26 protein-coding genes and 1 riboswitch are annotated in these 25,251 nt (G+C 61.1%); of the genes, 12 read left to right on the top strand and 14 right to left on the bottom strand.

Annotated elements, in window-relative coordinates; all coding sequences use genetic code 11:
• The first annotated feature begins 65 nt into the window (after positions 1-65).
• Entirely contained in the window at positions 66-251 is a 186-nt protein-coding gene (gene nrdD, locus INR99_RS07290; protein WP_194115660.1) for an anaerobic ribonucleoside-triphosphate reductase, read from the top strand.
• Between the two features lie 67 nt (positions 252-318).
• Positions 319-1,029, top strand: coding sequence for an anaerobic ribonucleoside-triphosphate reductase activating protein (locus INR99_RS07285; RefSeq protein ID WP_194115659.1), 711 nt, complete (start codon positions 319-321; stop codon positions 1,027-1,029).
• A gap of 24 nt (positions 1,030-1,053) precedes the next feature.
• On the opposite strand, the gene INR99_RS07280 is transcribed toward INR99_RS07285, so the two are convergent.
• The gene (locus INR99_RS07280; protein WP_194115658.1) at positions 1,054-1,800 is read right to left on the bottom strand and encodes an outer membrane lipoprotein; all 747 of its coding nucleotides are present in this window, start codon (positions 1,798-1,800) and stop codon (positions 1,054-1,056) included.
• Positions 1,801-2,117: 317 nt separating this feature from the next.
• On the opposite strand from INR99_RS07280, the gene INR99_RS07275 reads away from it, so the two are divergent.
• Entirely contained in the window at positions 2,118-3,167 is a 1,050-nt protein-coding gene (locus INR99_RS07275) for an acyltransferase family protein (protein ID WP_194115657.1), read from the top strand.
• Between the two features lie 7 nt (positions 3,168-3,174).
• Here INR99_RS07275 and INR99_RS07270 read toward each other — a convergent pair whose 3' ends face one another.
• The gene (locus tag INR99_RS07270) at positions 3,175-3,768 is read right to left on the bottom strand and encodes an aminotransferase-like domain-containing protein (RefSeq protein WP_228098136.1); all 594 of its coding nucleotides are present in this window, start codon (positions 3,766-3,768) and stop codon (positions 3,175-3,177) included.
• Positions 3,769-3,905: 137 nt separating this feature from the next.
• Here INR99_RS07270 and INR99_RS07265 point away from each other — a divergent pair, with 137 nt between their 5' ends.
• From INR99_RS07265 to ahcY, 3 genes are all read left to right on the top strand, one after another.
• The gene (locus INR99_RS07265) at positions 3,906-4,703 is read left to right on the top strand and encodes an ImmA/IrrE family metallo-endopeptidase (protein ID WP_194115655.1); all 798 of its coding nucleotides are present in this window, start codon (positions 3,906-3,908) and stop codon (positions 4,701-4,703) included.
• Between the two features lie 109 nt (positions 4,704-4,812).
• Positions 4,813-5,268: a hypothetical protein gene (locus INR99_RS07260; protein ID WP_194115654.1), complete on the top strand. Its 456-nt coding sequence runs from the start codon at positions 4,813-4,815 to the stop codon at positions 5,266-5,268.
• A 100-nt stretch (positions 5,269-5,368) separates the two neighbouring features.
• Positions 5,369-5,446: riboswitch (S-adenosyl-L-homocysteine riboswitch) on the top strand.
• A gap of 68 nt (positions 5,447-5,514) precedes the next feature.
• Positions 5,515-6,915: an adenosylhomocysteinase gene (gene ahcY / locus INR99_RS07255; RefSeq protein ID WP_308431462.1), complete on the top strand. Its 1,401-nt coding sequence runs from the start codon at positions 5,515-5,517 to the stop codon at positions 6,913-6,915.
• An 89-nt stretch (positions 6,916-7,004) separates the two neighbouring features.
• Here ahcY and INR99_RS17795 read toward each other — a convergent pair whose 3' ends face one another.
• From INR99_RS17795 to rsmD, 6 genes are all read right to left on the bottom strand, one after another.
• Positions 7,005-8,117: a calcium-binding protein gene (locus INR99_RS17795; protein WP_194115652.1), complete on the bottom strand. Its 1,113-nt coding sequence runs from the start codon at positions 8,115-8,117 to the stop codon at positions 7,005-7,007.
• A gap of 306 nt (positions 8,118-8,423) precedes the next feature.
• Positions 8,424-8,966, bottom strand: a complete 543-nt coding sequence (locus INR99_RS07245) for a hypothetical protein (protein WP_194115651.1) — start codon at positions 8,964-8,966, stop codon at positions 8,424-8,426.
• 58 nt (positions 8,967-9,024) lie between these two features.
• Positions 9,025-10,074, bottom strand: coding sequence for a tetratricopeptide repeat protein (locus INR99_RS07240; RefSeq protein ID WP_194115650.1), 1,050 nt, complete (start codon positions 10,072-10,074; stop codon positions 9,025-9,027).
• Positions 10,075-10,133: 59 nt separating this feature from the next.
• Positions 10,134-10,385 carry a YfhL family 4Fe-4S dicluster ferredoxin gene (locus tag INR99_RS07235; RefSeq protein ID WP_028453561.1) on the bottom strand — a complete coding sequence of 84 codons (252 nt, stop codon included), beginning with the start codon at positions 10,383-10,385 and terminating at the stop codon, positions 10,134-10,136.
• A gap of 98 nt (positions 10,386-10,483) precedes the next feature.
• Positions 10,484-10,909 (bottom strand): potassium channel family protein, encoded by a 426-nt coding sequence (locus INR99_RS07230; protein WP_194115649.1) that lies wholly within the window; start codon positions 10,907-10,909, stop codon positions 10,484-10,486.
• A complete protein-coding gene (gene rsmD / locus INR99_RS07225) occupies positions 10,902-11,468 on the bottom strand; it encodes a 16S rRNA (guanine(966)-N(2))-methyltransferase RsmD (protein ID WP_194115648.1) in 567 nt (188 codons plus the stop codon). The genes INR99_RS07230 and rsmD overlap by 8 nt, the downstream gene beginning before the upstream one ends.
• Before the next feature lie 62 nt (positions 11,469-11,530).
• Here rsmD and ftsY point away from each other — a divergent pair, with 62 nt between their 5' ends.
• The 6 genes from ftsY to INR99_RS07195 all read left to right on the top strand — a co-directional run bounded on the left by ftsY (position 11,531) and on the right by INR99_RS07195 (position 17,930).
• Positions 11,531-12,637: a signal recognition particle-docking protein FtsY gene (gene ftsY, locus INR99_RS07220; RefSeq protein ID WP_194115647.1), complete on the top strand. Its 1,107-nt coding sequence runs from the start codon at positions 11,531-11,533 to the stop codon at positions 12,635-12,637.
• 27 nt (positions 12,638-12,664) lie between these two features.
• Positions 12,665-13,207, top strand: coding sequence for a GNAT family N-acetyltransferase (locus INR99_RS07215; protein WP_194115646.1), 543 nt, complete (start codon positions 12,665-12,667; stop codon positions 13,205-13,207).
• A complete protein-coding gene (ftsE, locus tag INR99_RS07210) occupies positions 13,204-13,863 on the top strand; it encodes a cell division ATP-binding protein FtsE (RefSeq protein ID WP_308431461.1) in 660 nt (219 codons plus the stop codon). The genes INR99_RS07215 and ftsE overlap by 4 nt, the downstream gene beginning before the upstream one ends.
• A 30-nt stretch (positions 13,864-13,893) precedes the next feature.
• On the top strand, positions 13,894-14,796 hold the full coding sequence (gene ftsX / locus INR99_RS07205; protein ID WP_194115645.1) for a permease-like cell division protein FtsX: 903 nt from the start codon (positions 13,894-13,896) through the stop codon (positions 14,794-14,796).
• Positions 14,797-14,800: 4 nt separating this feature from the next.
• Positions 14,801-15,340, top strand: coding sequence for a flavodoxin domain-containing protein (locus INR99_RS07200; RefSeq protein ID WP_194115644.1), 540 nt, complete (start codon positions 14,801-14,803; stop codon positions 15,338-15,340).
• Positions 15,341-15,497: 157 nt separating this feature from the next.
• Positions 15,498-17,930 carry a methyl-accepting chemotaxis protein gene (locus INR99_RS07195; RefSeq protein WP_194115643.1) on the top strand — a complete coding sequence of 811 codons (2,433 nt, stop codon included), beginning with the start codon at positions 15,498-15,500 and terminating at the stop codon, positions 17,928-17,930.
• Positions 17,931-17,937: 7 nt separating this feature from the next.
• Here the strand turns inward: INR99_RS07195 and INR99_RS07190 are convergent, their stop codons facing one another.
• The 6 genes from INR99_RS07190 to INR99_RS07165 all read right to left on the bottom strand — a co-directional run bounded on the left by INR99_RS07190 (position 17,938) and on the right by INR99_RS07165 (position 25,171).
• Positions 17,938-18,384 carry a VOC family protein gene (locus INR99_RS07190; protein ID WP_228098134.1) on the bottom strand — a complete coding sequence of 149 codons (447 nt, stop codon included), beginning with the start codon at positions 18,382-18,384 and terminating at the stop codon, positions 17,938-17,940.
• Positions 18,385-18,414: 30 nt separating this feature from the next.
• The gene (locus INR99_RS07185; protein ID WP_194115642.1) at positions 18,415-18,939 is read right to left on the bottom strand and encodes a DinB family protein; all 525 of its coding nucleotides are present in this window, start codon (positions 18,937-18,939) and stop codon (positions 18,415-18,417) included.
• A gap of 84 nt (positions 18,940-19,023) precedes the next feature.
• Positions 19,024-19,884: a Rossmann-like and DUF2520 domain-containing protein gene (locus tag INR99_RS07180; protein WP_194115641.1), complete on the bottom strand. Its 861-nt coding sequence runs from the start codon at positions 19,882-19,884 to the stop codon at positions 19,024-19,026.
• 4 nt (positions 19,885-19,888) lie between these two features.
• Positions 19,889-20,395, bottom strand: coding sequence for a hypothetical protein (locus INR99_RS07175; protein WP_194115640.1), 507 nt, complete (start codon positions 20,393-20,395; stop codon positions 19,889-19,891).
• A 1,109-nt stretch (positions 20,396-21,504) separates the two neighbouring features.
• On the bottom strand, positions 21,505-22,278 hold the full coding sequence (locus INR99_RS07170; protein ID WP_194115639.1) for an NYN domain-containing protein: 774 nt from the start codon (positions 22,276-22,278) through the stop codon (positions 21,505-21,507).
• 73 nt (positions 22,279-22,351) lie between these two features.
• Entirely contained in the window at positions 22,352-25,171 is a 2,820-nt protein-coding gene (locus INR99_RS07165; RefSeq protein ID WP_194115638.1) for a valine--tRNA ligase, read from the bottom strand.
• Positions 25,172-25,251: the final 80 nt, after the last annotated feature.

Here is a 25,251-nt window from a genome sequence, read left to right as displayed (position 1 = left end):
TTTGTTGTTGAGCCGTTTGGGGAGGGCTCTTTCAGCCTCCCCCTCTTTTCCTCGGAGTAAAAGCCATGACCGATCTGTCCGTACAAACCAATTTCCAAATCGAGCTGAAGGATGAAGAGCGTACCCGCTGCGAAGTGTGGACCCGCGTGATGGGTTACCACCGTCCGGTGACCAGCTTCAATGTCGGGAAAAAGGGCGAATTTGCCGAGCGTACCTTCTTCCAGGAAAACCGCAGCAGCTGTTGCCAGTAAACCCAAATGGGTATCTGGTCTGGGGTTTTGATAAATAAGCCCTTTGACTGGATACCTGGAGTCAGTGATGTCGAGTGCACCCCCCAAGCTGGGCGGGCTGATCCCGTTCTCCAGTTGCGACTGGCCGGGCAAACTGGCCGCGGTCGTGTTTATTGCCGGCTGCCCGTGGCGCTGCCGCTACTGCCATAATCCGCATCTGCAGCAGCGCGAGAACGCCCCCGGTATTCCGGATTGGCCGGATTTGCTGGCCTGGCTGGAAACCCGCAAGAATCTGCTCGACGGCGTGGTGTTTTCCGGAGGCGAGGCACTGCTGGAGCCGCGCCTGCCCGAGATGATTGCTGCGGTGAAGGCGCAGGGCTTTGCCGTCGCGCTGCATACCGGCGGCGCCTATCCGGCCCGGCTGAAGGCTTGCCTGCCCATGCTCGACTGGGTCGGCTTTGATGTGAAGGCGTTGTTTGCCGATTATGCCAAAGTCACCGGCGTGCCTGGCAGCGGAGCTGCCGCGCGGCAATCGCTGTCGCTGCTGCTGGCCTCGGGCGTGGCGTTCGAGTGCCGTACGACCATCCATCCGGAGCTGCAATCCGATGCCGAGCTGCTGGCACTGTCCGCCGAGCTGGCCGAGCTGGGGGTTGCCGATTACGCGCTGCAGCACTTCCGGCAGCATGGCTGCCAGGATCCGGCGCTCTGCCGTCACCCCGTGGCGGTGAATTACCCCTTGCCAGCAACCATGCAGCAGGTGGAAAGCCGCTTCCGTACCTTCGCGCTGCGGCAGGCGTGAAGGCGGGAAGCCGCCTACCGTAGGTTAGCGCTTGAGCAACTGGCTGTTTTCCAGCTTGACCTTGTCGCCGATGTGAAAGCCATGATTCGGGCTGTCGAAGGTGATGTTCTGCTCCGTGCCATCATTCATCCGCACGGTAACCTGCCAGAGTTTCTGGCTGCCCATCCGTGCCTCCACCTCGTTGCCGGCATACGCGCCGCCCAGCGCGCCCACGACCATCGCGACGGTGCGGCCTTTTCCTTTTCCGACCTGGCTGCCAAGCGCGGCACCTGCCGCTGCGCCGCCGATCTTGCCGATCCAGCTTCCCTCTCCCGGCTTGTCCACTTCGGCAATGCGCTCGACTACGCCACAGGCATCGCAGCGCTCGACCGGTTTGGCGGTCATGGATGACTTGAGCGCCGCTTTTTTGCGGGTGCTGGCTTCTTTTTGGCACGCCGGCTGGGTGGATTTGTTCAGCTCCTTGCAGATCGACAGCATGGCCTGATAGTCCGCCTCGATCTGTTTTTTCTGGGCCGCCGTATCGCCGCTGTAGCCGGGCAGGGCGGCGTTCGGATCCCGGTGATCCCATAGCGATTGATAAGCGCTCTGCCGGCTGGCTTTGGCGTCGGCCAGGCAGCCGGGGCGTTCGCTCTTGTCGAATTCCATGCAGACGGACTGATCGACCTTGTAGCTTTCTTCGATCTTCTGTTTTTCGGCCTTGAGATCCAGTGCCGAGGCGGATGCGGAAAGCAGCAGAGCTGCAGCAAGCAGGGCAGGGGCATGTATTTTCATGATGCGGTACTCCTCTTTGAAGCGGGCCCGGGGCGCAGTACACGCCGTCGGCGGTGTTTTCCGGGCAGAGTAGTTTTCCCGGGCTGAACTGCAGATGAATCAGGCCACCGCACCGCCTGGGTTGCGTTTGCCGGTGTGATCGCTTTCACCCTAGACCAGGTTGCGCGAGCTGCAGCCTGGCGGCGCGAATTTTCTGCCGGATGCAGGCTGTCGGGTGGGCGCGACGTCTCGGTCTGCCCGGCTGGTGGGGCTGGCGTGCGGCGCGTACCATTTCCGGATAGTGCCGGCAACAGACTGGCACACCGGAGGAATCAGGGATGAAAAGCCGTTATTTTCACGCGCTGGACGGGCTGCGTGGCATTGCCATGCTGCTGGTGATCAGCTACCACATCACGTATGGCTGGCCGGGGTATCTGGCGGTCGAATTTTTCATGCTGCTGAGCGGTTTTGTGCTGGCGCATACGGTACTCGACAAGCCGCAGCGCCCCGACGGGCTTGGCTTCGTGCTGCACCGGCTGTGGCGGCTATACCCGCTGCACCTGCTGGCACTGCTGGCATTTGCCGGTGCCGCAACCCTCAATCAGGGGCGGCTGCCACAATTTGCCGATGGCACACTGTTTACCTTCGTCCAGCAACTGACGCTGACCCACAACATCGGCTTCAATCCAGGCGGACTCACGTGGAATTTCCCCGCCTGGTGTGTCAGCGTGGAATTCTGGCTGAATGTGCTGGTGTTCTTCGTGCTGCCGGCACGCCTGCGCACCGCGCAGATTCTGTTGCTGGCGCTGGCTGGCTATCTACTGCTGTTCAACACCAGCCACATGCTGGGAGTGCATCACCAGCTCTACTGGGGCTGGCTGGCCAGCGGCATGGTGCGCGGCTTTGCCAGCTTCATGCTGGGCTGGTTTGTCTACCGCGCATGCGCTCACCCGCGCACGGCTGGGGCGCTGCGGCGCTGGCAGGGTGAACTGCTGGAGTGGCTGCCACTGCTGGGCCTGCTGCCGATTTTCCTGCTGAAAATCGAAAATTCCCCACTGGATTTTGTGGCAGCGCTGTTGATGGCGGTATTGCTCGGCGGTGTCGCGCTGGCTCGCGGCAGTCTCAGTCGCCTGCTGGCCTTGCCGCCACTGCAGTATCTGGGGCGCATCTCCTATGCAAGCTACCTGCTGCATATTCCGGTGCTGGAACTGTTCTACAAGATGCAGTGGCATGCCGTCACGCTCGGCCTGCCCCTGTTCTGGCTGTTGTTTGTCGGGGCCTGTCTCGCGGCTGGCAGTCTTGCGCATCATTATGTGGAAATGCCGCTGCGGCGCAGGGTGGCGCGGCGACCGGCTCCAGAACTGGCGGCGGCTGCCGCGGTCGCCTGACGGTGGATCAGCCCGGCGGGTCGATGCTGCGTTCCAGTGCGGCAACCGCGCTGCGAATTTCCTGATTCTGCAGGGCGGTATAGCCAAGCAACCACCCTTCCTGTGTCACCGGGCCGAGAAATTGCCGCGAGAGTGATCGCAGCACCAGTCCGGCAGCTTGCCCGGCAAGAGTCCAGGGTACTTCGTGGCCGGCTGGCACCGTGACGGCGAACTGCAGGCCGGCTCCGCTGTGCTGCGGAGTGATGGCGCCGGCCAGCCGTCGCAGCAATTCCTCCAGCAACAGATCGCGCCGGCTGCTATACAGCGCGCGCATCTGGCGCAGGTGGCGTACGACCATCCTCCTGAGTAGCAGTCCGATGGCGAGCTGCTGGCACTGCCCGCCGAACTGGCCGAGCTGGGTGTTGCTGATTACGCGCTGCAGCGCTTTCGCCAGCATGGCTGCCAAGACGCCACGCTGTGCTGCAGCCACCCACACTCCACCAATTACCCGCTGCCTGCCACGCCGCAGCAGGTGGAAAGCCGCCTCCGTACCTTCGCCCTGCGGCAGTCCTGAGCCGCTGACTGGTTTGCTCTGCCGCCTCTCTTGCATACTGCGGAGCACGCCACAGCCCTTCGCTGGCCGTTTTGTCTCTGTCCGTAATTTGCAACCGGCAGGGCATGAACTATTGGCGTTTTTGTCCTTGGCTGCCACATTGATTGCCTTGGCCGACAGCCAGTGAATGACAGGGTGGAGGGATCATGAGACCAGGCTGGAATCCGGCTCGCAGAAACAAGCACATCGGCACCGCAGCCCAAGGGCACGGCGACAACAACCGGCTCGTGATTCCGCAGTCCTGGCATGATTGCAAGGTGTATTGGGAAAAGCTGGATGGCTGGAAGCTTGTAATCCGTCTCATCGCTGGCCGGGGCGTGACGTTCTTTATCGAGCCGGTCAGCCCCGGTTATTTCCATCCCTGCAGTATTGATGACATCGCACATGTATTGAGTCACTGCCCGCAGCAAGACCTGGCACTGATCGATTATGTGGTCCTGCGGCAACCGACGCGAAAAGAACGAATCCTCGCACCTGTATGGGGGCGCGCCTTGTGGTGGTTCGAACTTGGCGAACACGCCGGGCCAGCCATCATGCTTGAGGCGCAGCCTCTTGCTCCGATTCGCTGGAGCAGATCACTCACCCCCGAGTTGCGCAAGGAGCTGGCGAGGCTGGAGCAGGATGGGCACCGAATTGATAAGGACCGCAGGTCATACATCATTTGCCCTTCTGCCGAGTCTGTGCGCAATACGACACTTTACCGGACGCTGCTGCATGAGCTCGGACATCATGTGGATTTTGCAAGAACCGGCCCAGAGGACTGGGCAGGCAAGACAAAAACCGCAAAAGAAGAATTTGCGCACCGCTATGCCAGTGAACAGTTCCAGCGGCTCAAGGCAATGGGGTACGTGCCATTTGTTCAGCGACTGGATTTGGGGCAATTCAGTGAAGCGGGTTTATGTCCGGACTGGTTTTCTCCACCTCTCTTGTCAGATGGTGGTTGATGGAAGCGGCTTGAGTACGGTAGCCAGAGGGGGGGGTCGACTTCCGTCAAGACAGGCCGGCCTGGCTTCGGGTTTAATGGCGCCATCGTTCTGTTTTACGGAGTTTGCTATGCCGCTTGTTGCCCGCCTTGCTTCCCCGCCCGAATTCCGCAAACTAGCCGGGCTGTATGCTGCGGCTGGCCAGAGTGCGCCGACACTGGCCGATATGGTGCTGCTTGCCGAAGAGGATGGCGAAATCCGCGGTGCATTGCGTGTGGTGATGGCGCGCGGCCTGATGCGGCTGGATGGCGTGCTGGCGCAGGATGACATGGTGCTGGCACTGTTGCTGCAGCAGGCCGGTCGCTGGATCGGTCGCGAAGCATGCTGGGCGCTGGCTAGCGAGGCTGCTTTGCCACTGTATCTCGCTGCGGGCTTTGTACAGCAAGATACAGCGCCGGATACCCTCAGGAATGAGGCTGCAGAACGCGGTTTGCTGGCGGTGTTGCGTCCGGTGCCCGCCGATGCCGAAAGCACCGAGGAAATTGCACTTGGTGCCAGCGGGGCGGCCGGGCAGACGCTGCACTAAACGTCAGTGTATCGCCCTGTGTGCGTCTGTATCAGGGCCGCCTGCCCTGATACGGACATTCTTGCATTAAACAAATCGTGCTATTGCGCTAGAATGCCGTCCATCCGAGGAGCGCTGCAGCCTTAGGCATGTCATGCCGATGGTCAGGCTCGGAGACCATCAACGGCGCTCACCCTTTTCGTGTAAACCCTGCCGGGTTTCGATGACGGGTGGGCCGCATCGACCCGGCCACATTGGAGTTTGATCGTGGCCGAATTCAAAGATTATCACGTTGCCGACATCAGCCTTGCCGCCTGGGGCCGCAAGGAACTGAACATCGCCGAAACCGAAATGCCGGGCCTGATGGCCGTGCGCGAGCAGTTCGGTGCGCAGCAGCCGCTGAAAGGCGCACGCATTGCCGGTTCGCTGCACATGACCATCCAGACTGGCGTGCTGATCGAGGCGCTCAAAGCCCTGGGCGCTGACGTACGCTGGGTGTCGTGCAACATCTTCTCGACGCAGGATCATGCCGCTGCCGCTATCGCTGCGGCTGGTACGCCGGTGTTCGCCTACAAGGGCGAATCGCTGGAGGAGTACTGGGACTTCACCCATCGCATCTTCGACTTTGGCAACGGCGAATACGCCAACATGATCCTGGATGACGGCGGCGATGCGACGCTGCTGCTGCATCTGGGCGCGCGTGCCGAAAAGGATCTGAGCCTTGTTGCCAATCCGACCAACGAAGAAGAAACCGTCCTCTACGCCGCGATCAAGGCGCAGATTGCCAAGGACCCTACCTGGTACTCGACCCGTTTGGCTTCGATTATCGGCGTGACCGAGGAAACCACCACCGGCGTGCATCGTCTGTATCAGATGCACGAGCAGGGCAAGCTGGCCTTCCCGGCGATCAACGTCAACGACTCGGTGACCAAATCCAAGTTCGACAACCTGTACGGCTGCCGCGAATCGCTGGTTGACGGCATCAAGCGTGCCACCGACGTGATGATCGCCGGCAAGGTTGCCGTGGTTCTGGGCTACGGTGACGTGGGCAAGGGCTGCGCGCAGTCTCTTAGAGGTCTCGGCGCGACCGTCTGGGTCACTGAAATCGACCCGATCTGCGCACTGCAGGCCGCGATGGAAGGCTACCGCGTGGTACGCATGGACGACATCGCCGGCGAAGCCGACATTTTCGTCACCACCACCGGCAACGTTGGCGTGATTACCCACGACCACATGAAGGCGATGCGCCACAACGCCATCGTGTGCAATATCGGCCACTTCGATTCCGAAATCGAAGTTGCATCTCTGCGCCAGTACAACTGGGACAACATCAAGCCGCAGGTTGACCACATCGAGTTCCCGGACGGCAAGCGCATCATCCTGCTGGCCGAAGGCCGTCTGGTGAACCTCGGCTGCGCCACCGGCCACCCGTCGTTCGTGATGTCCAACTCGTTTGCCAACCAGGTGCTGGCGCAGATCGAGCTGTTCACCAAGCGCGAGCAGTATCCGGTTGGTGTGTATGTGCTGCCGAAGCACCTGGATGAAATGGTGGCTCGTCTGCATCTGCAGAAGATTGGCGCTAAGCTGACCGTACTCACTCCGGAGCAGGCTGCCTACATCGGCGTACCGGTGGAAGGCCCGTACAAGCCGGCGCACTACCGCTACTGATGACCAGCGCGAAGGGACTTTGAGCTTGTCCGCAGTCTGTAAAAACAAAACCGCCACCGATATGGTGGCGGTTTTGTTGAAAACGGCATTTAAAGAATGAACGCCGTGCTGTTTAGTGCAGTAACCCCAGTCAGTTGAATTTCAAATTCCGCTGCTGCATCTGCATCGGTATTGCCATAAAGAATGCCACCTATGAGCTTTAGTTGCCCAGCGTGGCTAAATCCGGCACTGCCGATGTAGCTGAACGCGTCATTGCTTGCGGTAGCGCTGTTGGCATCGATGGTTGAGAGGTCGAGCTTATCGCCTTCGCTACTCTTAAAGTCGCTGATGACGTCGCGGTAGACAGAGCCAAGGCCAGACTCTTGAACCGAGTTGAAATCAAAACGATCGCTTCCTGCGCCGCCAATCAGCAAATCCCTGCCTAGCCCGCCGATAAGCACGTCATTGCCGGCATTGCCACTGAGGGTGTTGCTGGCGGTGTTTCCGGTGAGGGTATTGTTCAGCGAATTGCCAGTTGCATTGGTGGCGCCGGACAGTAGCGTGAGGTTTTCCAGATAGCTGCTCGCGCCCAAGGTATAAGTGATGCTGGAGTACACGCCATCAGTGCCCGTCGCTGCGGCTTCGCCGCTGATCACGTCCTGGCTGCTGTCGACGAAATATTGATCGTTGCCAGCACCGCCATTCATGCTGTCATTGCCGCTACCACCAATGAGTGTGTCGTTGCCGTTGCCGCCAAGCAGCGAATCATTGCCCGACCAACCTTCTAGCCTGTCATTGCCATCGTTGCCCTTGATGGTGTCATTACCTGCAAAACCGGCAAGGATGTCGGAATATGCGGAGCCATTAATGGCGTCGTTGGCACTCATCGCGCTGGCAATTTCAGCCTTGATGCCATACAAAAGGCTGCCGTCTACGCGGTAACCCGTGTCATAGACGCTGTTGGCTAGGGTCATGTTCGTGATCCCGCTTAGCGTAAAGTAGTTCTTTCCGGCATCAGTCATCGAGAGTGAGTTGACGGTGCCATTAATGGCGTCGCCATAGGCATCGAATGTAAATCCACTGCCCTTGACGATCATGTTCACGCCATTCTCGCCTTGCCATGTGAACCCAGTACTGGAGGCATTGCGCAGGATGTCGCCTTCGCCGGACGGCTCCTTGACTGCATTGATATTGAACCCTTGTGATGCGATGAATGTGGCCATGGCTTACCTGTATGAATAAAAAAAAGGGGGGGCGATGCTTTTTGGGTGTTGCTGGAACGAGGGCTTACTTAGGGAGGGGCTGCTCAATGCTCGCAAATATACGCTTGATCCATCGAGGGTGCCCGGGGTTATTTCTTTTAGTGTAAGCAAATGTTGGTTGTGCGTATGAATTAGCGCTGCCTAGTATTGGGAGGCAGTTAGTTGCCCCCAATAAACTGGGCCACAATTTTCATGATGCAGGCAGGGAAATCGAAAACAACAACGCCACCGCGAGGTGGCGTTGTTGCTAGTGGATGATCATGGGGCTCAGGGGCGGAAGCCGCGATCGATCATGCACTGGTCATATTCGGGCTTCGATTTGGCTGCAGAGCAAAAGCTCTTCGCTGTCTCTCTGCTTTCTCCGCGATGGCTCTCTGGATATTTATTCCCATAGCGGCGCTCATAGCATTCTTGTCGAGCACGATCGTCTCGAATGTCATGACAGTCATAACGCTTATTGTCCATGCGCTCGTAGCATTCGCGTCGTGCCCGGTCATCGCGGATATCACGGCAGTCAAAGCGCTTGTCATCCTTGCTCTCGTAGCATTCGCGACGGACACGATCATCCTTGATGTCGCGACAGTCGTAGCGCCTGTCATCCTTGCGTTCGTAGCATTCACGACGTGCACGCTCGTCGCGGATGTCGCTGCAATTGTATTGTTTGTATTCCTTGCTCTCTTTGGACTGTTTGCCGCTATTGTGCTTATAGCAATTTTCCCGTGCCGTGCTGTTTTTCAGCTCCTGGCAATCAGCAATATTGTTCTTGGCGTGAGCCGCTCCGCCTGCGAGCAGGCACAGTGCAAGTGTCATCAAGAATCTGCGCATCTTAATCATCCTTCGATCGGTGAGGGGCGGTGTGCCAAATGGGTTAGCTGCCATAGCGTTGTTGCAGTGCGGCCTGTCTGGCCAGTGCTTCAATATAGTAGGCTCTGCTGACCGGATTGTTGCGGTTTTCATCCTGCATGCTGCGGCGCAGGGCGAAATGCTGTTGCCAGTGCTGGAATTCGCGGCGGATGTCGCCTTTCTTGTGCAAGGCCTCGGCCAGCATCCGGTGCGCTTCGACGACCAGGTGGCGCGAGCGGATATCGACAGCCAGTCCGAGGGCTTTCTGCAGGTAATATTCCGCGCTGTAGTATTCGCCACTGGTCAGCGCCGTTTCGCCCAGCCCCATCAGGTTGACGGCTCGCCCCCAGGGATTGTTGATGCCATCGCTGAGCGTGAGACTGCGACGGAAGTGGGCAATGGCTTCCTGTGGCCGTCCCTCGCGCTGGGCGATGATGCCGTGGTAGTAATCCAGCTCCGGCTCGTATTCGCAGTCGGTGAGTTTCAGTAGCTGGGCCTGGACTTCGGTCAGCCAGGCGCGCCCCAGAGTCAGCCGGTTCTGGCGGATGGCGTTGGCGGCCAGATTCAGGTACAGGCACACCAGCAGGTTGCCGTTGTTGAGCAGGGGGGCCTGGCGCAAAGCCTGTTCGAGGCTTTTTTCGGTCTGGGCTTCATCGCCGTAGGCATAGGCGATCTTGGCCAGGCCGATTTCGGCAGTGGCGATCGCCTGTGGCCATTGCTCGGCCAGCCCGCGCTCCAGTGTCTTCAGGTAGTAGACGCAGGATTGGGCGTACATGCCTTCGCCGAAGGTTGCATCACCGGCAATGAACATGCCTTCGAGCCAGACTTCGCGCAGATTGCGGCGCGTCGCCAGCGCGATCAGTTCTTCAGCGGCCGGGAGGGTGCGCTCGCTCATGGCGTGCGCGCGCAGGATGCGCGCCAGCACCAGTCTGGCCTGGGTTTCGCTATCCGGATCTTCCAGTCGCAGCGCCAGTTCCAGCGCCTGTTCGGCCAGGCGGCCGGATTCGGCATGTTCGGTCAGGATCAGTGCGGAAGCAATTTCGAGGGTCTGGCGCAGTTGGTCGTCGAGATTCACGGTGCGATCCGGCATTGAAAAAGGCCGGCGGAAGCCGGCCTTGTCTAGGATAGCGCCAATCAGGCCTGACCGGAAATGATCAGGTACTTGGCCATCAGCTCGTCCTTGTTTTCCTCGTGCGCCGGGTCATGCGGGATACAGTCCACCGGACAGACTTGCTGGCATTGTGGTTCGTCGTAATGGCCGACGCACTCCGTACAGAGGTTGGGGTCGATCACATAGATCTCCTCGCCTTGCGAAATCGCGTTGTTCGGGCACTCCGGCTCGCAGACATCACAGTTGATGCATTCGTCGGTAATCATCAGTGCCATGGATATACTTCCTCTGTATTTTTGATAAAAGATAATAAAAACAAGCGCCTAGCTTTTTGCTATTTTCCCATGTTCCGTCGCGGCTTACAACCGCAGTGTCACGAATGCTGATCCTCGCTCAGGCGGGCAAAAACCGTGTACAGAATGGAGGCAAACAGTCCCAGCATCAGGCTGCCGTTGATGGCCTCCAGTGGCCCCAGCAGGCGCAGGTCGCCATTGAGGACCATGTCGCCATAGCCCAGAGTGGCGAAGTTGACCAGGGAGAAATAATACGCGGTTTCGAAGGTGCTGAAGCCTTCGTAGCTCCAGAAAACCACTGCCCACACGGCCGCCTGCAGCAGTGAGGCAGCCAGCAGGGCCAGCATCACGACATACAGCAGGCGCATGGCTCGCAGGGACCCGGGGGCTTGCCGCTGCGCGAGTCCGGATCTGCGCATGTGCGCGGCGAACCAGGTCATGCCTGCGGACAGCAGGCCGATGTTGATGGCGTACACCAGCGCGGCCAGCAGGATGGACTTAAGCATCGGCACTACTGCCCGTGGTGCGGCGCAGCAGCGCATGCTGCACCTGTCCGGCGCGGCCTTCGCGGATGATTTCCCAGCCACACAGGTCGGGCCATTGCGGGCATTCGGCGTAGATCAGCCCGTCTACTTTCAGCAGGGCGCCGATTTTGCCCAGCAATTCGGGCAGCAGGTTGACGGCGTAGGGCGGGTCAAGAAAGATCAGGTCAAATTGCTCGCGGCAGCTGTCGACATAGCGCAGCGCATCACCGGCGATGATCTCGACATGGTCCGCCTTCAGCAGTGTTTTGTGCTCGCGCAGTGCGGCGACAGCTTCGCGGCCCATTTCGACCATGACCACCCGTGCGGCGTGGCGCGATGCTGCTTCCAGGCCCAGTGCACCGCTGCCGGCGAACAGATCCAGGCAGCTGGCGCCGGTCAGATCCTGCCCCAGCCAGTTGAAGAGCGTTTCGCGCACGCGGTCCGGCGTCGGGCGCAGCCCGCTCTGCGTGGGAAATTTGAGCGTCCGCCGTTTCCATTGGCCGCCGATGATGCGGACCTGATTTTTAAGCTGTGTCGTCATGCCTTGCGGTAAAATCGCGCCAAATCAGCAATTTTCCGTGACAGGGGCGCTTGAAACAAGCCATGTTCAGTTTTTTCCGCAAAAAGCCGGCTGAAACCCAGCCGCAAACCGACGTACCCGCCAGTCAGGCCGAAGCTCCGGCCCTCGCCACAGACCGCGTTCTCGCAGCCGACTCGGCACCCGCCGAGCCCGTTGTTGCGCCAGCCGAAGTAACGGCAGCCGTTGCCGAGCGTGCCGTGGCCCAGCCGCAGGACAAACCCAAGCTATCCTGGGCTGAGCGCCTCAAGGCCGGGCTTGCCAAGACGCGCGACAAGCTGGGCAAGAGCCTCGCCAGCGTCTTTGGTGGCGGCAAGATCGACGAAGACCTCTACGAAGAGCTGGAAACCGTGCTGCTGACCGCCGACATGGGTGTGGAGGCGACGACTTTCCTGCTGGACGATGTGCGCGAGCGGGTGTCGCTCAAGGGCCTGAAGGATGCGCAGGAACTCAAGGGGGCGCTGAAGGATTCGCTGAACGACCTGATTGGTCCGCTTGAAATACCCCTTGATGTATCTGGCCATAAGCCTTTTATTCTGATGGTTGCGGGCGTAAACGGTGCGGGCAAAACCACCAGCATCGGCAAGCTGGCCAAGTATTTCCAGAGCCAGGGCAAAAGTGTTTTGCTGGCGGCGGGTGACACTTTCCGCGCCGCCGCGCGCGAGCAGCTGGTGGTGTGGGGCGAGCGCAACGGCGTACAGGTGATCGCGCAGGAATCCGGCGATGCCGCTGCCGTGGCCTTCGATGCCGTGAATGCGGCCAAGGCGCGCGGGGTGGACGTGATCATCGTTGATACCGCCGGGCGACTGCCGACGCAATTGCACCTGATGGACGAAATCAAGAAGGTGAAACGGGTGGTGCAGAAGGCCGAGCCGAGCGGGCCGCACGAAATCCTGCTGGTGCTCGATGCCAATACCGGGCAGAACGCGGTCAGCCAGGTCAAGGCCTTCGACGATGCGCTGGGTCTGACCGGGCTGGTGCTCACCAAGCTCGACGGCACGGCCAAGGGCGGTGTAATTGCTGCCATTGCCAAACAGCGTCCGATCCCGCTACGGTTTATCGGTGTGGGCGAAGGCATCGACGATCTGCGCCCCTTCGGCGCGCGTGAATACATCGACGCACTGTTTGACTGATTCTGAGCATGACCGGGAGGCCCTGTGATGTCATTACCCACCTTGCTGACCTCCCGGCTGATCCTGCGCCCGCTGCTCGACAGCGATGCCGCCACGCTGGCCGCGCTGGCCAGTGACCCCGAAATTGCCCGGCGTACGCGGCGCAGCCTGCTCAGTGCCGACGACGTGCAGCAGCTGCAACATGAGTTGCGCCAGCCCGGATGCCAGGAGAAAGTCTTCGTTGTCTGCCGCAAGAGCGATCGCCAGCCCATCGGCTGTACGGGGCTGATACTGGGAGAGCTGGAGGCCGATGTCGGCTACTGGATCGCCCGGGAGCACTGGGGGCAGGGCTTTGCGACCGAGGCGCTGCGCGCCACCGCCGATTTTGCCTTCCAGCGTTACGAGCTGTGGCAGCTGACGGCGCATCATCTGTTCGACAATCCGGCCAGTGGCCGGGTGCTGGCCAAGGCCGGCTTCGAGCTGACCGGTTTTCGCCGGGTCGAGCATGGCGGGCAGCAGGTTGATGCCCTGTTTTACCAACTTCTGCGCGCCAAGTGGATTGCGCGCCCGGACAAGGAAGGCTTTCTGTGAGCAACATCCAGTTCCAGCAGGTCACCAAGGATTACAGCGGCGGGTTTACCGCCGTGAAAAACCTCAGTTTTGAAATCGCCAGCGGCGAGCTGGTGTTTCTGGCTGGCCATTCTGGTGCCGGCAAGTCGACACTGCTCAAGCTGATTGCCGGCATCGAGCAGCCCACCAGCGGCACGGTACTGGTGAACAAGCAGAATCTGGCGCGTCTGAGCCGTGCCTCGTTGCCCTATGTGCGCCGTCACATCGGCCTGATTTTCCAGGATCACAAGATCCTGTTCGACCGCAGCGTGTATGACAATGTTGCGCTGCCCTTGGACATCATCGGCTTTGACGGCCGCGAGGCGAAGCGCCGCGTACTGGCCGCGCTGGACAAGGTGGGGCTCGCAGGAAAGGAAAAGCTCAATCCGGTGGCGCTGTCGGGCGGTGAACAGCAGCGGCTGTGCATCGCACGCGCCGTCGTGCACCGTCCGGCGATTCTGCTGGCCGACGAGCCCACTGCGAATCTGGATCGTGATTACGCCAACGACATTCTGGAACTGTTCAAATCCTTCCATCAGGTCGGCGTGACCATCGTGATTTCCGCGCACGACGAGAGCCTGATGGCCGATTACGGCCGGCGCATCCTGCGCCTGAAGAATGGCCAGTTCACGGCCTAATACCTTGCACTCTATTGCCCCGGATACGATATGAAGCATTGGTTTCGTCTGCATACCCTGGCTCTACGCCAAACCCTGCTGGGCATGCTGCGCCATCCGCTGACCAGCCTGCTCAATCTGCTGGTGATCGCGATTGCCGCCGCCTTGCCTTTGCTGCTCTGGCTGGTGCTGGCGTCACTGGGCGGGGTTGCCGCCCGCATGCCGGTCGAGCCGCAACTCACGCTGTTCCTGAAAAACGGCCATGACATTGCCGCCACCAAAACCCTGGAACAGGATCTGGCCCGGCGGGCCGGCATGGCGAAAGTGCGTTACGTCCCGCGTGACGAAGCACTGAAACAGCTGGAGGCCGCGACCGGCACCGGCGAGCTGCTGGCCGGCCTGGGTGAAAACCCGCTGCCCGATGCGTTTGTGCTGACGCTGCATGGCACGTCGGCCGCTCCGGTCGAGGCCTTGCAGGCCGAAATGGCGAAGCACCCGCTGGTCGATGAAGTGCAGCTGGATTCGGCCTGGGCGCAGCGGCTGGAAAAGATCGTGGCCCTGGGGCGTAGCGTTTTTGATGTGCTGGCCGCCCTGCTGGCCTTGTCGCTGCTGCTGATTACCGGCAATGCCATCCGCATGCAGATCCTGACCCGTCGCGAGGAAATCGAAGTCGCACGCCTGATCGGTGCGACCGACGCCTTCATCCGCCGCCCCTTCGTGCATTTTGCGGCCGTGCAGGGGGTGCTGGGCGGCCTGCTGGCCTGCGGCGTGGTCGCGCTGCTGCTGGCGCGGATCAATCCGGCGGTCAGCGAGCTGGCGCAGGCCTACGGCCAGCAGTTCACGCTGCAATTGCCGGACTGGCGGGTGATCCTGCTCGTATGCGCCGCCACGATGCTGCTGACATTGAGCGGCGCCTGGGTTGCCGTATGGCGGCATCTGCGCCAGTGGCGCTGAGGCCGTGAACGCGCCAACGGTTCTGGTGCTGTGTGCCTCGCGGCTGGGGCATGCCCGCCGGGTTGCAGAGCAGATTCTCGCGGCTGGTGGCGGGTGTGCTGCCGAATGGCAGGATCTGCTCGCCGGCCCGCCGCAGCCGACCCGGCCGCTGGCAGAATACGAGCGCATTCTGGTGGTCGCCAGTGTCCGCTACGGTCGCTTTCCCCTGTCGCTGCAGCGATTTGTCCTGCTCCACCATGCCGAGCTGACGGCTGCCAATGCGGCGCTGGTCGGCGTATGTCTGGTGGCCCGCAAGCCGGGCAAGCAGGATGCGGCCGGCAATGCCTATCTGCGCCACCTGCTGCAGCGTACCGGTTGGCAACCGCGCCACTGCATCGCAGTCGCCGGCGAGTTGCGCATGCCGGCGTATGCGCTGTGGCAGCGGTACATGCTGCAGCTGATCATGCGCCTGACCGGCAGCCCGGTCTCCCGTGATACCGTGCACGATTACACTGACTGGCCGGCCCTGTCGCGCTGGGCCAGCGCCTACTGGCAGCAGGCTTGAATTGTGCCAAGTGGTCTTTTTGTTGCGATGCATTAAATGACAGTCGATAGACGGTCTTGCGCTTTGCGGCTGGCATGCTGATGATGGTTTCAAGCTGTCTCAATTAGACAGCTTGAAACAAAATTAGCATTTGCTTTTGTAAGCAAAGGAGCCCGCGATGCAACTGACCATCAAACAGCGCCTGATTGCGACCATCGCCTTTCTGGCGTTGCTGCTACTGGGTATCGGGATCATGGGCGTGGCGAGCCTGGCCGGCAGCAATGCCTCGCTGAAAACAGTCTATGAGGATCGTGTGGTGCCGCTGCGTCAGCTCAAGCACATCGCCGATGCCTATGCCGTTGCGGTGATCGATGCGGTGAACAAGGCCAATGCCGGCCTGCAGGATTCCGCGCAGACGCTCGCGCAGGTGCGCGAGGCCAGCACGGCCATCAGGCAGGAATGGCAGGCTTATATGGCGACCACGCTGACGCCGGACGAGCAGCGCCTGGCCACGGAGGCCGCTGCGCTGTATCGTGCCGCCGACGCCAGTGTGGCACTGCTGGATGCCTTTCTGGTCGCGCACCCCGGCAATGTGGCCGGCCAGCTGGGCGAATTCGATGGCCCCTTGTATGCCAGCATTGATCCGATCGGCAACAAGATCGGCGAGCTCATCACCCTGCAGCTGGATGTGGCGAAGGCCGAGTACCTCGCTTCGCAGCAATCGTTCGAGCGCGTGCGGCTGACCGCGATCATCCTGATCGGGCTGGGGCTGCTGCTGGCCGTGGTGTCGGGCTATCTGCTGATTCGCGCCATTGCCGTCCCGCTGGCTCAGGCGGTGACGGTTGCCGGCAATATTGCCGCCGGCCGGCTGAATGACGAAATCCGTATCCGCAGTCAGGATGAAACCGGCCAGCTGCTTGCCGCCATGCAGCAGATGCAGCAATCGGTGCGCCAGTTTGTCGCCGCGCAGCAGGCCATGGCGGCGGCGCATGCCGCTGGGCAGATCAGTGCCCGCATGGATGCGGCGCAGTATCCCGGCAGCTTTGGCGTGATGGCCGGGCAGATCAATACCCTGGTCGAAGATCATCTGCACACGACCGATACCGCCATCGGCGTGATTGCCCGTTATGCCGAAGGCGATTTCTCGGCCGATATGCCGGAGTTGCCCGGCGAAAAGGCACGCATCACGCGCAATATTGCCGAAGTGAAAGTGGCCCTGCTGGCGATCAGCAACGACATTCAGCAGCTGGCCGAGGCTGGTGCCGCAGGGGATTTCAGCCAGCGCTGCGACGCCGGGCAATACCGGAACATGTTCCGCAGCATGCTGGACAACCTCAACAGGCTGATCGAGACCTGCGATGTCGGCTTCAATGACGTGCTGCGTGTTTCCGAAGCGCTGGCGCACGGGGATGTCAGCCAGACGATTACCGCCAGTTACCCGGGGCTGTTCGGCCGCACCGCAGACGGGGTGAATGCCACCGTGAGCGAGTTGCGGGCCATCGTCAGTGAAGTGGAGCGCGTGGTTCGTGCGGCTGCCAGCCAGGGCGATTTCAGCCTGCGCCTGGCCAGCAGCGGCCGGCAGGGCTTCAGCCTGACCCTGGCCGAGCAGCTCAATGCCCTGACCAGTCTGACCGACGCCGGATTGCGCGACGTGATGCGCGTGGCGCAGGCGCTCGCCGACGGGGATCTCACCCAGCGCATCGAACGCGAATATCCCGGCTTGTTCGGCGAAACCGGCGAGGCGGTCAATACCACCGTCGACAATCTGCGTGGACTGGTTGGTGGCATCCAGCAGGCCACGGGCGTCATCCATGAGGCTTCCGGAGAAATCGCGCAGGGCAATGCCGATCTGTCGCGCCGTACCGAGGCGCAGGCCGCCAGCCTGGAAGAAACCGCCGCCAGCAGCGAAGAGCTGGCCAGCACCGTCAAGCAGAATGCCGAAAATGCCCGCCAGGCCAGCCAGCAGGCGCGCGATTCCGCGCGCGTCGTCGCCGATGGCGCCACCGTGGTCAGCGAAGTGGTGACCACGATGCAGGCCATCGAGCAGGCTTCGCAGCGCATGTCGGACATCATCGCCGTGATTGACGGCATTGCCTTCCAGACCAATATCCTGGCGCTCAATGCGGCTGTCGAAGCTGCGCGGGCAGGGGAGCAGGGGCGGGGATTTGCCGTGGTGGCTGCCGAAGTGCGCAGCCTCGCGCAGCGCTCGGCGGTGGCGGCCAAGGAAATCAAGGAGCTGATTACCGATTCGGTGCGGCAGGTGGGCGAAGGGAATCAGCGGGTGCGGCAGGCCGGACAGACCATGGCGCAGGTCGAGGCCAGCATTGGCAAGGTCAGCCTGCTGATCAGCGAAATTGCAGCGGCCTCCGGCGAGCAGAGTGCCGGCATCGCGCAGGTCAATCAGGCCGTGACGCAGATGGACGAGGTCACGCAGCAGAATGCCGCGCTGGTCGAGGAAGCGGCGGCCGCTGCGGAAGCGCTGCGCCAGCAAGCCGAGGCACTGGCCGAATCGGTAAGCGTCTTCCGGCTGGCTGGCAGCACTTCGCAGGCCGCGACCCGGCTGTTGCAGCGTGCCGCAGCGCCTGCGGGCAATCTGGTGCTGGCGGACTGAGGGGGGATCATCTGCAGACCGGCTCGGCAATCTCGATGAGGTTGCCGTCCGGATCGCGCACGTAGACCGAGCGGATCGGGCCGGTGGCGCCGGTGCGCCGCACCGGGCCCTCGACAATCGGGCAGCCCGCCGCCTCCAGCCGTGCCATGACGTCGAGCAGCGGCAACGCGGCGAGAAAGCATAGATCCAGCGAGCCCGGGGTTGGCACGGCGGCCTTGGGCTCGAACTCGTGGCCGAGCACATGCAGATTGATCTTCTGCTGGCCGAAGCGCAGGGCGCGGCGCGCCACGGGCGGTGTGCCGCCGATGAAGTGCTCCAGCTCCATCTGCAGAATCCCGGTGTAAAAGTCGATACAGGCCGCCTCGTCGGCGGTGGTCAGTACCAGATGATCCAGTTGGGCCAGCATGACAGCTCCTGCATGGTGATACATGTGGTGGTATTGGCGTGCAGTCATTTTCGGTTCTGTATTACATGGCAATACCCGCTATGCCGTCGCATCGTCGTTCAGCATCGGCAGCATCGGCAGCATCGGCAGGTCGGTGATGCCGATGTCGATGCCGGCCTGCATCAGTAGCGTGCCTACCTGGGCGCGGTGGTGCGTCTGGTGATTGAAGAAGTGCTGCACCTGCACCCAGCGCGGGATGGTCTGGGTGAATTTGTAGAGCACGCTGCTCCAGGTCACCGGCTCATTCAGCCACTCGCTGCTCAGGCCACCGGCCCAGGCGACGATGCGTGCGTCCAGCTCCAGCCGCGCCGCGTGCAGTGCGGCGAAATCGGCGTGAATGTCCTCGCCCAGCGGCGGCAGTTCGGGCTTGATCCCGGTAAAGCGCCCCATCCAGTTCAGGTCGGCCCAGAGGATGTGATTGAGCGTGTGATGGATGGACTGGAAAAACGCGCCGCGATCGGCCTTGCGTTCGTCGTCACCGAGCTGCAGACAGGCGTCGAACAGCTTCGCGTTCTGCCACTGGTTGTAGGCAGCCATCAGCTGCGGCATGTTGCCATTGAACATGGTTAGTCTCCGGGGTGAAGGCCGGTTTGCACTATACCCGGCCGGTGATTTGTGGCTGGCCAATCAATTGAGAAGGCTGCAGGGCTATACCCTGCCATTGCTCAGGGCTGTCAGTAGCGCGGCCTGTTCCCCGGCAGTCAGTCGGGGGCCCGCCAGCGCCACGGTGGCCAGCCCCAGCCGACAATACGCGTCGTCCAGCGCCGGGGCAACGCCCAGTGCCGCGCGATGCGTGGCGACCGTGCCGGCGTCGCCGCGCACAATCGGCCCGGTAAGCGCCGCCGCCGGGCCCAGCCGCCCGACATTCGCCAGCGTCTGCGTCATCAGCCCGTGCAGCAGCGGCAGCGCTTCTGCTTCATTCATTCCGGCCAGCGCCGCGGTATCGAGGGCGAGCTGGCTCAGCGTCACCAGATAATTCGACGCCACGCACAGCGCCGCGTGATACGCCGCCTTGCCGCCGGGCGCGAGGCGGAAGGGCTCGCCGCCAATTGTTCGCACCAGTGCCTCCAGCCGTTCGCAGGCCAGCGCATCGCCCTCCAGCGCGCAGCGCGTGCCGGCAAAGGTCTGCGCGGCGAGCGCCGGATCGGCGAAGGAAAACACCGGATGCAGGCTGGCCATCTTGGCCCCTTTGGCCTGCAGCGGTGCCAATAGCGCCGCCTCGCCTGCGCCGCTGCAGTGGAACACCACGTCGCCGGGGCGAATCGCGCTGGCGGCCGCCAGCTGCCTGGCCACATCGGCAATGGCACCGTCGGGGACGGCGATCAGCCAGAAATCGGCGGGTGGCAGCGTTGCCAGTGTCCCGATTTCACCCGCGCCGATGAACTCGCGCGCAGCGTCGGGCTGGGCGCCGCCGGCAATGCCGAGCAATTGGTAATTGCCGCTGGCGACCAGCAGGCGCGCTAGCGTCTTGCCAAGCCGGCCGGGGCCGATGAGGTTGAAGGTGGGCATGAAATCACCAGACCGGTTTGAATTTGCGGGGATGGATGCGCAGCACCTCGCCCGATGGTGTCGGATAGCGTACGGCAAAATAGAAGGGGTGTGCCGGGACACGGATGGTCTGCTGGCAGGCCAGCCGCTTTCCGTCGATCCTGCAGGGCAGGTTCAGTGGCGTGGGTGTCTGGCTGGCGGCATCCAGCAAAACAAAGCCGGCGGGTTGTACGCCATGCGGATCCCACAGGCTGAACGACAGCGTGCGCGACCCCGAGCGCAGCAGCGTGACCGGCTTCCAGCACTGATGCGGCCCGAGCGTGAAGCATTCGCTGACGAATTCGACCGAGCCAAAGTAATTGTTGCGCGGGTCGGGCATCGGGGCATGCCCGGCCGCCATCACCGCACGCGGGGTGTCGATGACCTCGCCACCGGTGGCGGCAGCCATGTCCAGATAGGCCGGATCCACGCGGGCATGGGCGAGGGTAAAAACAGCGAGAAGGGCGAGTAGTACGGTCACGATACGCGGCATGCGGATGGCTTCCTGTTGGGGCGCATTCGCAGTGTAGCGGTGTTGCGGGGATATGCGCCTGTGGCGCAGTGTTTTGGTGCGCGTTTCCGCCGCCCCGCTGCGGGGGCTGCCCTGCGATGCTCGTCGCAACCAGAGCCGTAGGGCGCAATCGCCGCAGGCATTGCGCCGCATGAATTGAACCGCCGGAGATTCCCGGCGGTTTTTGTTGTTCTGTGCCTGCGGCACGGTGTTTTGATGCCGGTTCCGCTCCCAAAAGGGACTTCCTGCGGTCGCCGGCGGACGGGTTCATTTCTTTTGCTTCGCCAAAAGAAACGAACCAAAGAAAAGGCGAGCCCGGTCCGCCGCCCTTCGGGTTCCCTGCGATGCTCGTTGCATCCAGCGGCGCGCCGCAACTCGCCCCTGGGGGGCTCAAACACTCGTCGCGCCGAAACCCTGGCTGCAACTGCGCTTCTCGGCGGCTTCAGGGCGGGGCGTGCTAACTGGCATGGTGGTGATTCGTAGGATGGGTTGAACCCGCAGGGTGATACCCATCATGATTCTGTGGCGGGTTTGAGGCGATGGGTATCGCTATGCTCAACCCATCCTACCTGGCTACCTGGCTAATCGGCGGTGCGGTGATTCGCAGGGCGGGTTAGCCAGCGGTGTAACCCGCCACAAGGCGGCAGTTCGTAGGTTGGGCGGAATGAAATGAAGCCCAACATGACTGCGGCTGTCCTTTTGGGTATATGGCTGTAGCCCTTTAACAGATATGGCTGTGGCCTTATCACTGCATGGGTATGCCGGGGTGCATTTAGGACGCGATGCCCTCGCAGCCGCCGAGAAGCGCAGCGATCAGCAGGGTTTCGCGGGTGAGATGTTTGAGCCCGAAGGGCGAGTTTCGAACCCGCGCTGTTGATTGCGAGCATCGCAGGGCACCCCGAAGGGGCGGCGGACCGGGCTCGGCTTTCGGGTGAAGGGGGCTTTGCCGAGACAAAGCCTCCTTCCCGTGCGCGCGGCGGAACGCGCATGCAAACTCCGCGCCGCAGGCGCAGAAAACCTTGCAGGCTTCAGATTGAACGCAGCGGTTTGATGTGATTCATGCGGCGCAATTCGCTTCGCTCATTGACGCCCTACAAGTGCGCAGCACTTGGCTCGTTGGCTTTCTTTGGGCGATATGCAACGATATTAACTACACCTTTGCCTTTGAATTTTGTCATTTCAAATTGATCAAGTTTGGCGATAACTTCTGGAACTTTTGATGCTCCATAGGTTCTTGGGTCAAAGTCTGGTTTGACTCGCTTTAATAGCTGCCCAACTGGGGCTACATTTGCCCAGTCGTCGTCATCTTTGAATTGCTCCCATCCTTTAAATAGAATGTCAATGATTTCTTGAGGTATTTTTTCTTCGGGTGTTGGCGTGGCTTTAGTTTGTGCGGCATCAATCTTGGTGGTGACTGTAAGGTCATCAAGATTTTCGGTAAAAATAAAATCATCGCAAGAGTTTCTGAATGAAATTGGTGTTTTTCTTTCTCCAATGCCAAATACATAAACCTCGGACTCTCTTAGTCGCGATGCAAGTTTTGTGAAGTCGCTGTCTGAAGATATGATTGCGAAGGCGTCGTATTTATCAGTGTATAAAAGATCCATTGCGTCAATTATTAACGATGAATCCGTCGCATTTTTTCCTGTGGTGTAGGCGAATTGTTGTATTGGCTGAATTGCCATTTCATTTAAAGTTGTTTTCCAGTTTTTTAGGTATTCGCTTGACCAGTCGCCATAGGCTCTTTTTGTTATTATGTGGCCGTGTTTTGATATTTCGCTAAATATTGTTTTAATTTTTGAGTGTTGTGCATTGTCTGCATCAATAAGGATGGCAATTTTTTTGTGGTCTGTTAGGTCTTTCATAAGTTTTTCCAAAGTTGATGATTGGTTTTGAAATAAAAACGGGTCGCCAAAGCGACCCGTTTTTATTTGCTAATTACTTCAGCTTTTCCAGCTGCGCTGCCAGCTTCGCCAGCTTCTCATTCAACTCCGCCAGCTGCGCGCGGTCTTTTTCGACCAGGTGCGCGGGGGCTTTGTCGGTGTAGCCGGGTTTTTCCAGCTTGGCGAGCAGCTTGTCGCGGGCGTCGGTCGTCTTGCCGATTTCCTTGGTGACACGCGCCGTTTCGGCGGCCTTGTCGACTTCGACCACCAGCATCATGCGGGTGGTGCCAGCGACGGCGACAGGAGCATCGTCTTCCGGCAGCTTGGCGACGATGTGCACTTCGGACAGCTTGGCCAGCGGCTTCAGGTACGCCACGAACTGCGAAAGCGTCTCGTCACCTTCCAGATACAGCGGTGCCTTCACCGCGGGCGACAGGCCCATTTCGCCGCGCAGATTGCGCGCGGCAAAGGCCAGCGACTTCAGCGTGTCCACCGTGGCGTTGGCATCCGCGTCGACCTTCGAGAGATCCGCCACCGGCCACTGCGTGAGCATCAGCGAGTCGGTGTCCTTCTTGCCGGCGAGCGGCGCGACGGTTTGCCACAACTCTTCAGTGATGAAGGGCATGATCGGGTGAACCAGACGCAGGATGGTTTCCAGTACGCGGATCAGCGTGCGGCGGGTGGCGCGCTGCTGTGCTTCGCTGCCGGTCTGCGTGCTGACCTTGGCCAGCTCGATGTACCAGTCACAGTATTCGTTCCAGACGAATTCGTAGATCTGCTGCGCGGCGAGGTCGAAACGGAAGGTGTCCAGCGCGTGGGTGATGTCGGCTTCGGCCTGTTGCAGGCGGCCGATGATCCACTTGTCGGCAAAGCTGTAATCGAGCTCGGCACCCGCTTCCAGACCGCAATCCTTGCCTTCGACATTCATCAGCACGAAGCGGGTGGCGTTCCAGATCTTGTTGCAGAAGTTGCGATAGCCCTCGCAACGCTTGCCGTCGAAGTTGATCGAGCGGCCCAGCGAGGCCAGCGAGGCGAAGGTAAAGCGCAGCGCGTCAACACCATAAGCAGGAATACCGTTGGGGAATTCCTTTTCGGTCTTCTTGGCGACTTGCGGCGCCTTTTCCGGGCGACGCAGGCCGGTGGTGCGCTTTTCCAGCAGCGGGGCGAGCTCGATGCCGTCGATCAGGTCGACCGGGTCAAGCACATTGCCCTCGGATTTGGACATCTTGTTGCCTTCGGCGTCGCGTACCAGGCCGTGCACGTACACGTGCTTGAACGGCACAGTGTCGCAGAAGTGCGTGGTCATCATGATCATCCGGGCGACCCAGAAGAAAATGATGTCGTAGCCGGTAACCAAGACGGAGGACGGCAGGAAGGCCTTGAGGTCCGGCGTCTGTTCCGGCCAGCCAAGGCTGGAGAACGGCACCAGTGCGGAAGAGAACCAGGTGTCGAGCACGTCGTCTTCGCGGCGCAGCGTCTTGCCCGGCGCTTGTGCCTGCGCTTCGGCTTCGTCGCGGCCCACGTAGACCTTGCCGTCTTCGTCGTACCACGCCGGAATCTGGTGGCCCCACCACAGCTGGCGGCTGATGCACCAGTCCTGGATGTTGTTCAGCCAGGCGTAGTAGGTGTTGACCCAGTCACCCGGCACGAATTCGACCTGGCCGTTCTTCACCACGTCGAGCGCCTTGTCGGTAATGCTGCGGCCGTCCTTGGTCGGCTTGGTCATCGCCACGAACCACTGGTCGGTGAGCAGCGGCTCGATCACGGTGCCGGTGCGGTCGCCGCGCGGCACCATCAGTTTGTGCGGCTTGGTGTCGAGCAGCAGGCCCTGTGCTTCCAGATCAGCCAGCATGGCCTTGCGTGCCTGTGCGGTGGTCAGGCCGGCGTAGGCCGCCGGCAGCGCGAAACCGTCGTGCTGGGTGCCGTCGAAGCTGAACACCTGCGCGTTGGCGAGGATGGTCGCCTGCAGGCTCATCACGTTGATGAGCTTGGTGTCGTGACGCTTGCCGACCTGATAGTCGTTGAAGTCGTGCGCCGGGGTGATCTTCACAAAGCCGGTGCCGAATTCCTTGTCGACATATTCATCGGCAATCACCGGAATCTGGCGGCCGGTCAGCGGCAATTCGACTTGCTTGCCCAGCAGGTGCTGATAACGCTCGTCGTCCGGCGCGATGGCGACGGCCACGTCACCCAGCAGCGTTTCCGGACGGGTGGTGGCGACGGTAATGAATTCGTCGGAGCCGACCACCGGGTATTTGATGTGCCACATGCTGCCGTTCTCTTCCTCGGAAATCACTTCGAGGTCGGAGATGGCGGTGCCGAGCTTGGCATCCCAGTTCGACAGGCGCTTGCCGCGGTAGATCAGCCCGTCGTTATACAAACGCACGAAGGCTTCGACCACCGCCTTGGACATCTTGTCGTCCATGGTGAAGTATTCGCGGCGCCAGTCCACCGAGGCGCCCATGCGGCGCATCTGGCGCGTGATGGTGTCGCCCGATTCCTTCTTCCATTCCCAGACCTTTTCCAGGAAGGCCGGGCGGCCCATGCTGTGGCGCTCCTGGCCGGCGGCGGCCAGCTGGCGCTCGACGACGATCTGCGTGGCGATGCCGGCGTGGTCGGTGCCCGGCAGCCACAGCGTGTTGTCGCCCTTCATGCGGTGATAGCGCGTCAGGCCGTCCATGATGGTCTGGTTGAAGGCATGGCCCATGTGCAGCGTGCCGGTGACGTTCGGCGGCGGCAGCTGGATGCAGAAGGACGGTGCATCCATGTCCATGCTGGGCGAGAAGTAGTTCGCGCCTTCCCAGCGCGGATACCAGTTGCGCTCGATGTCGGCAGGTTCGAAGGATTTGGCGAGGTTGTCGAGGGCTGTGCTCATGGGCTCAAGTCGCGGAAATGGCAAAATAACCGCGAATTATAGCGGAACGCGCCCGCGGCCTGCAGCGTGGCTGTGCGACT

It is taken from the genome of Chitinilyticum piscinae, assembly GCF_015223195.1.
Taxonomy (GTDB): domain Bacteria; phylum Pseudomonadota; class Gammaproteobacteria; order Burkholderiales; family Chitinibacteraceae; genus Chitinilyticum; species Chitinilyticum piscinae.
Note: the sequence above shows the minus strand (reverse complement) of the source record. Positions and strands in the feature narration are given on the sequence as shown.

Coding starts and splice junctions, on each gene's coding strand:
- nrdD (WP_194115660.1), top strand. CDS start 66: ATGACCGATCTGTCCGTACAAACCAATTTCCAAATCGAGCTGAAGGAT.
- INR99_RS07285 (WP_194115659.1), top strand. CDS start 319: ATGTCGAGTGCACCCCCCAAGCTGGGCGGGCTGATCCCGTTCTCCAGT.
- INR99_RS07280 (WP_194115658.1), bottom strand. CDS start 1,800: ATGAAAATACATGCCCCTGCCCTGCTTGCTGCAGCTCTGCTGCTTTCC.
- INR99_RS07275 (WP_194115657.1), top strand. CDS start 2,118: ATGAAAAGCCGTTATTTTCACGCGCTGGACGGGCTGCGTGGCATTGCC.
- INR99_RS07265 (WP_194115655.1), top strand. CDS start 3,906: ATGAGACCAGGCTGGAATCCGGCTCGCAGAAACAAGCACATCGGCACC.
- INR99_RS07260 (WP_194115654.1), top strand. CDS start 4,813: ATGCCGCTTGTTGCCCGCCTTGCTTCCCCGCCCGAATTCCGCAAACTA.
- INR99_RS17795 (WP_194115652.1), bottom strand. CDS start 8,117: ATGGCCACATTCATCGCATCACAAGGGTTCAATATCAATGCAGTCAAG.
- INR99_RS07245 (WP_194115651.1), bottom strand. CDS start 8,966: ATGACACTTGCACTGTGCCTGCTCGCAGGCGGAGCGGCTCACGCCAAG.
- INR99_RS07235 (WP_028453561.1), bottom strand. CDS start 10,385: ATGGCACTGATGATTACCGACGAATGCATCAACTGTGATGTCTGCGAG.
- INR99_RS07230 (WP_194115649.1), bottom strand. CDS start 10,909: ATGCTTAAGTCCATCCTGCTGGCCGCGCTGGTGTACGCCATCAACATC.
- rsmD (WP_194115648.1), bottom strand. CDS start 11,468: ATGACGACACAGCTTAAAAATCAGGTCCGCATCATCGGCGGCCAATGG.
- ftsY (WP_194115647.1), top strand. CDS start 11,531: ATGTTCAGTTTTTTCCGCAAAAAGCCGGCTGAAACCCAGCCGCAAACC.
- INR99_RS07215 (WP_194115646.1), top strand. CDS start 12,665: ATGTCATTACCCACCTTGCTGACCTCCCGGCTGATCCTGCGCCCGCTG.
- ftsX (WP_194115645.1), top strand. CDS start 13,894: ATGAAGCATTGGTTTCGTCTGCATACCCTGGCTCTACGCCAAACCCTG.
- INR99_RS07195 (WP_194115643.1), top strand. CDS start 15,498: ATGCAACTGACCATCAAACAGCGCCTGATTGCGACCATCGCCTTTCTG.
- INR99_RS07190 (WP_228098134.1), bottom strand. CDS start 18,384: ATGACTGCACGCCAATACCACCACATGTATCACCATGCAGGAGCTGTC.
- INR99_RS07185 (WP_194115642.1), bottom strand. CDS start 18,939: ATGTTCAATGGCAACATGCCGCAGCTGATGGCTGCCTACAACCAGTGG.
- INR99_RS07180 (WP_194115641.1), bottom strand. CDS start 19,884: ATGCCCACCTTCAACCTCATCGGCCCCGGCCGGCTTGGCAAGACGCTA.
- INR99_RS07175 (WP_194115640.1), bottom strand. CDS start 20,395: ATGCCGCGTATCGTGACCGTACTACTCGCCCTTCTCGCTGTTTTTACC.
- INR99_RS07170 (WP_194115639.1), bottom strand. CDS start 22,278: ATGAAAGACCTAACAGACCACAAAAAAATTGCCATCCTTATTGATGCA.
- INR99_RS07165 (WP_194115638.1), bottom strand. CDS start 25,171: ATGAGCACAGCCCTCGACAACCTCGCCAAATCCTTCGAACCTGCCGAC.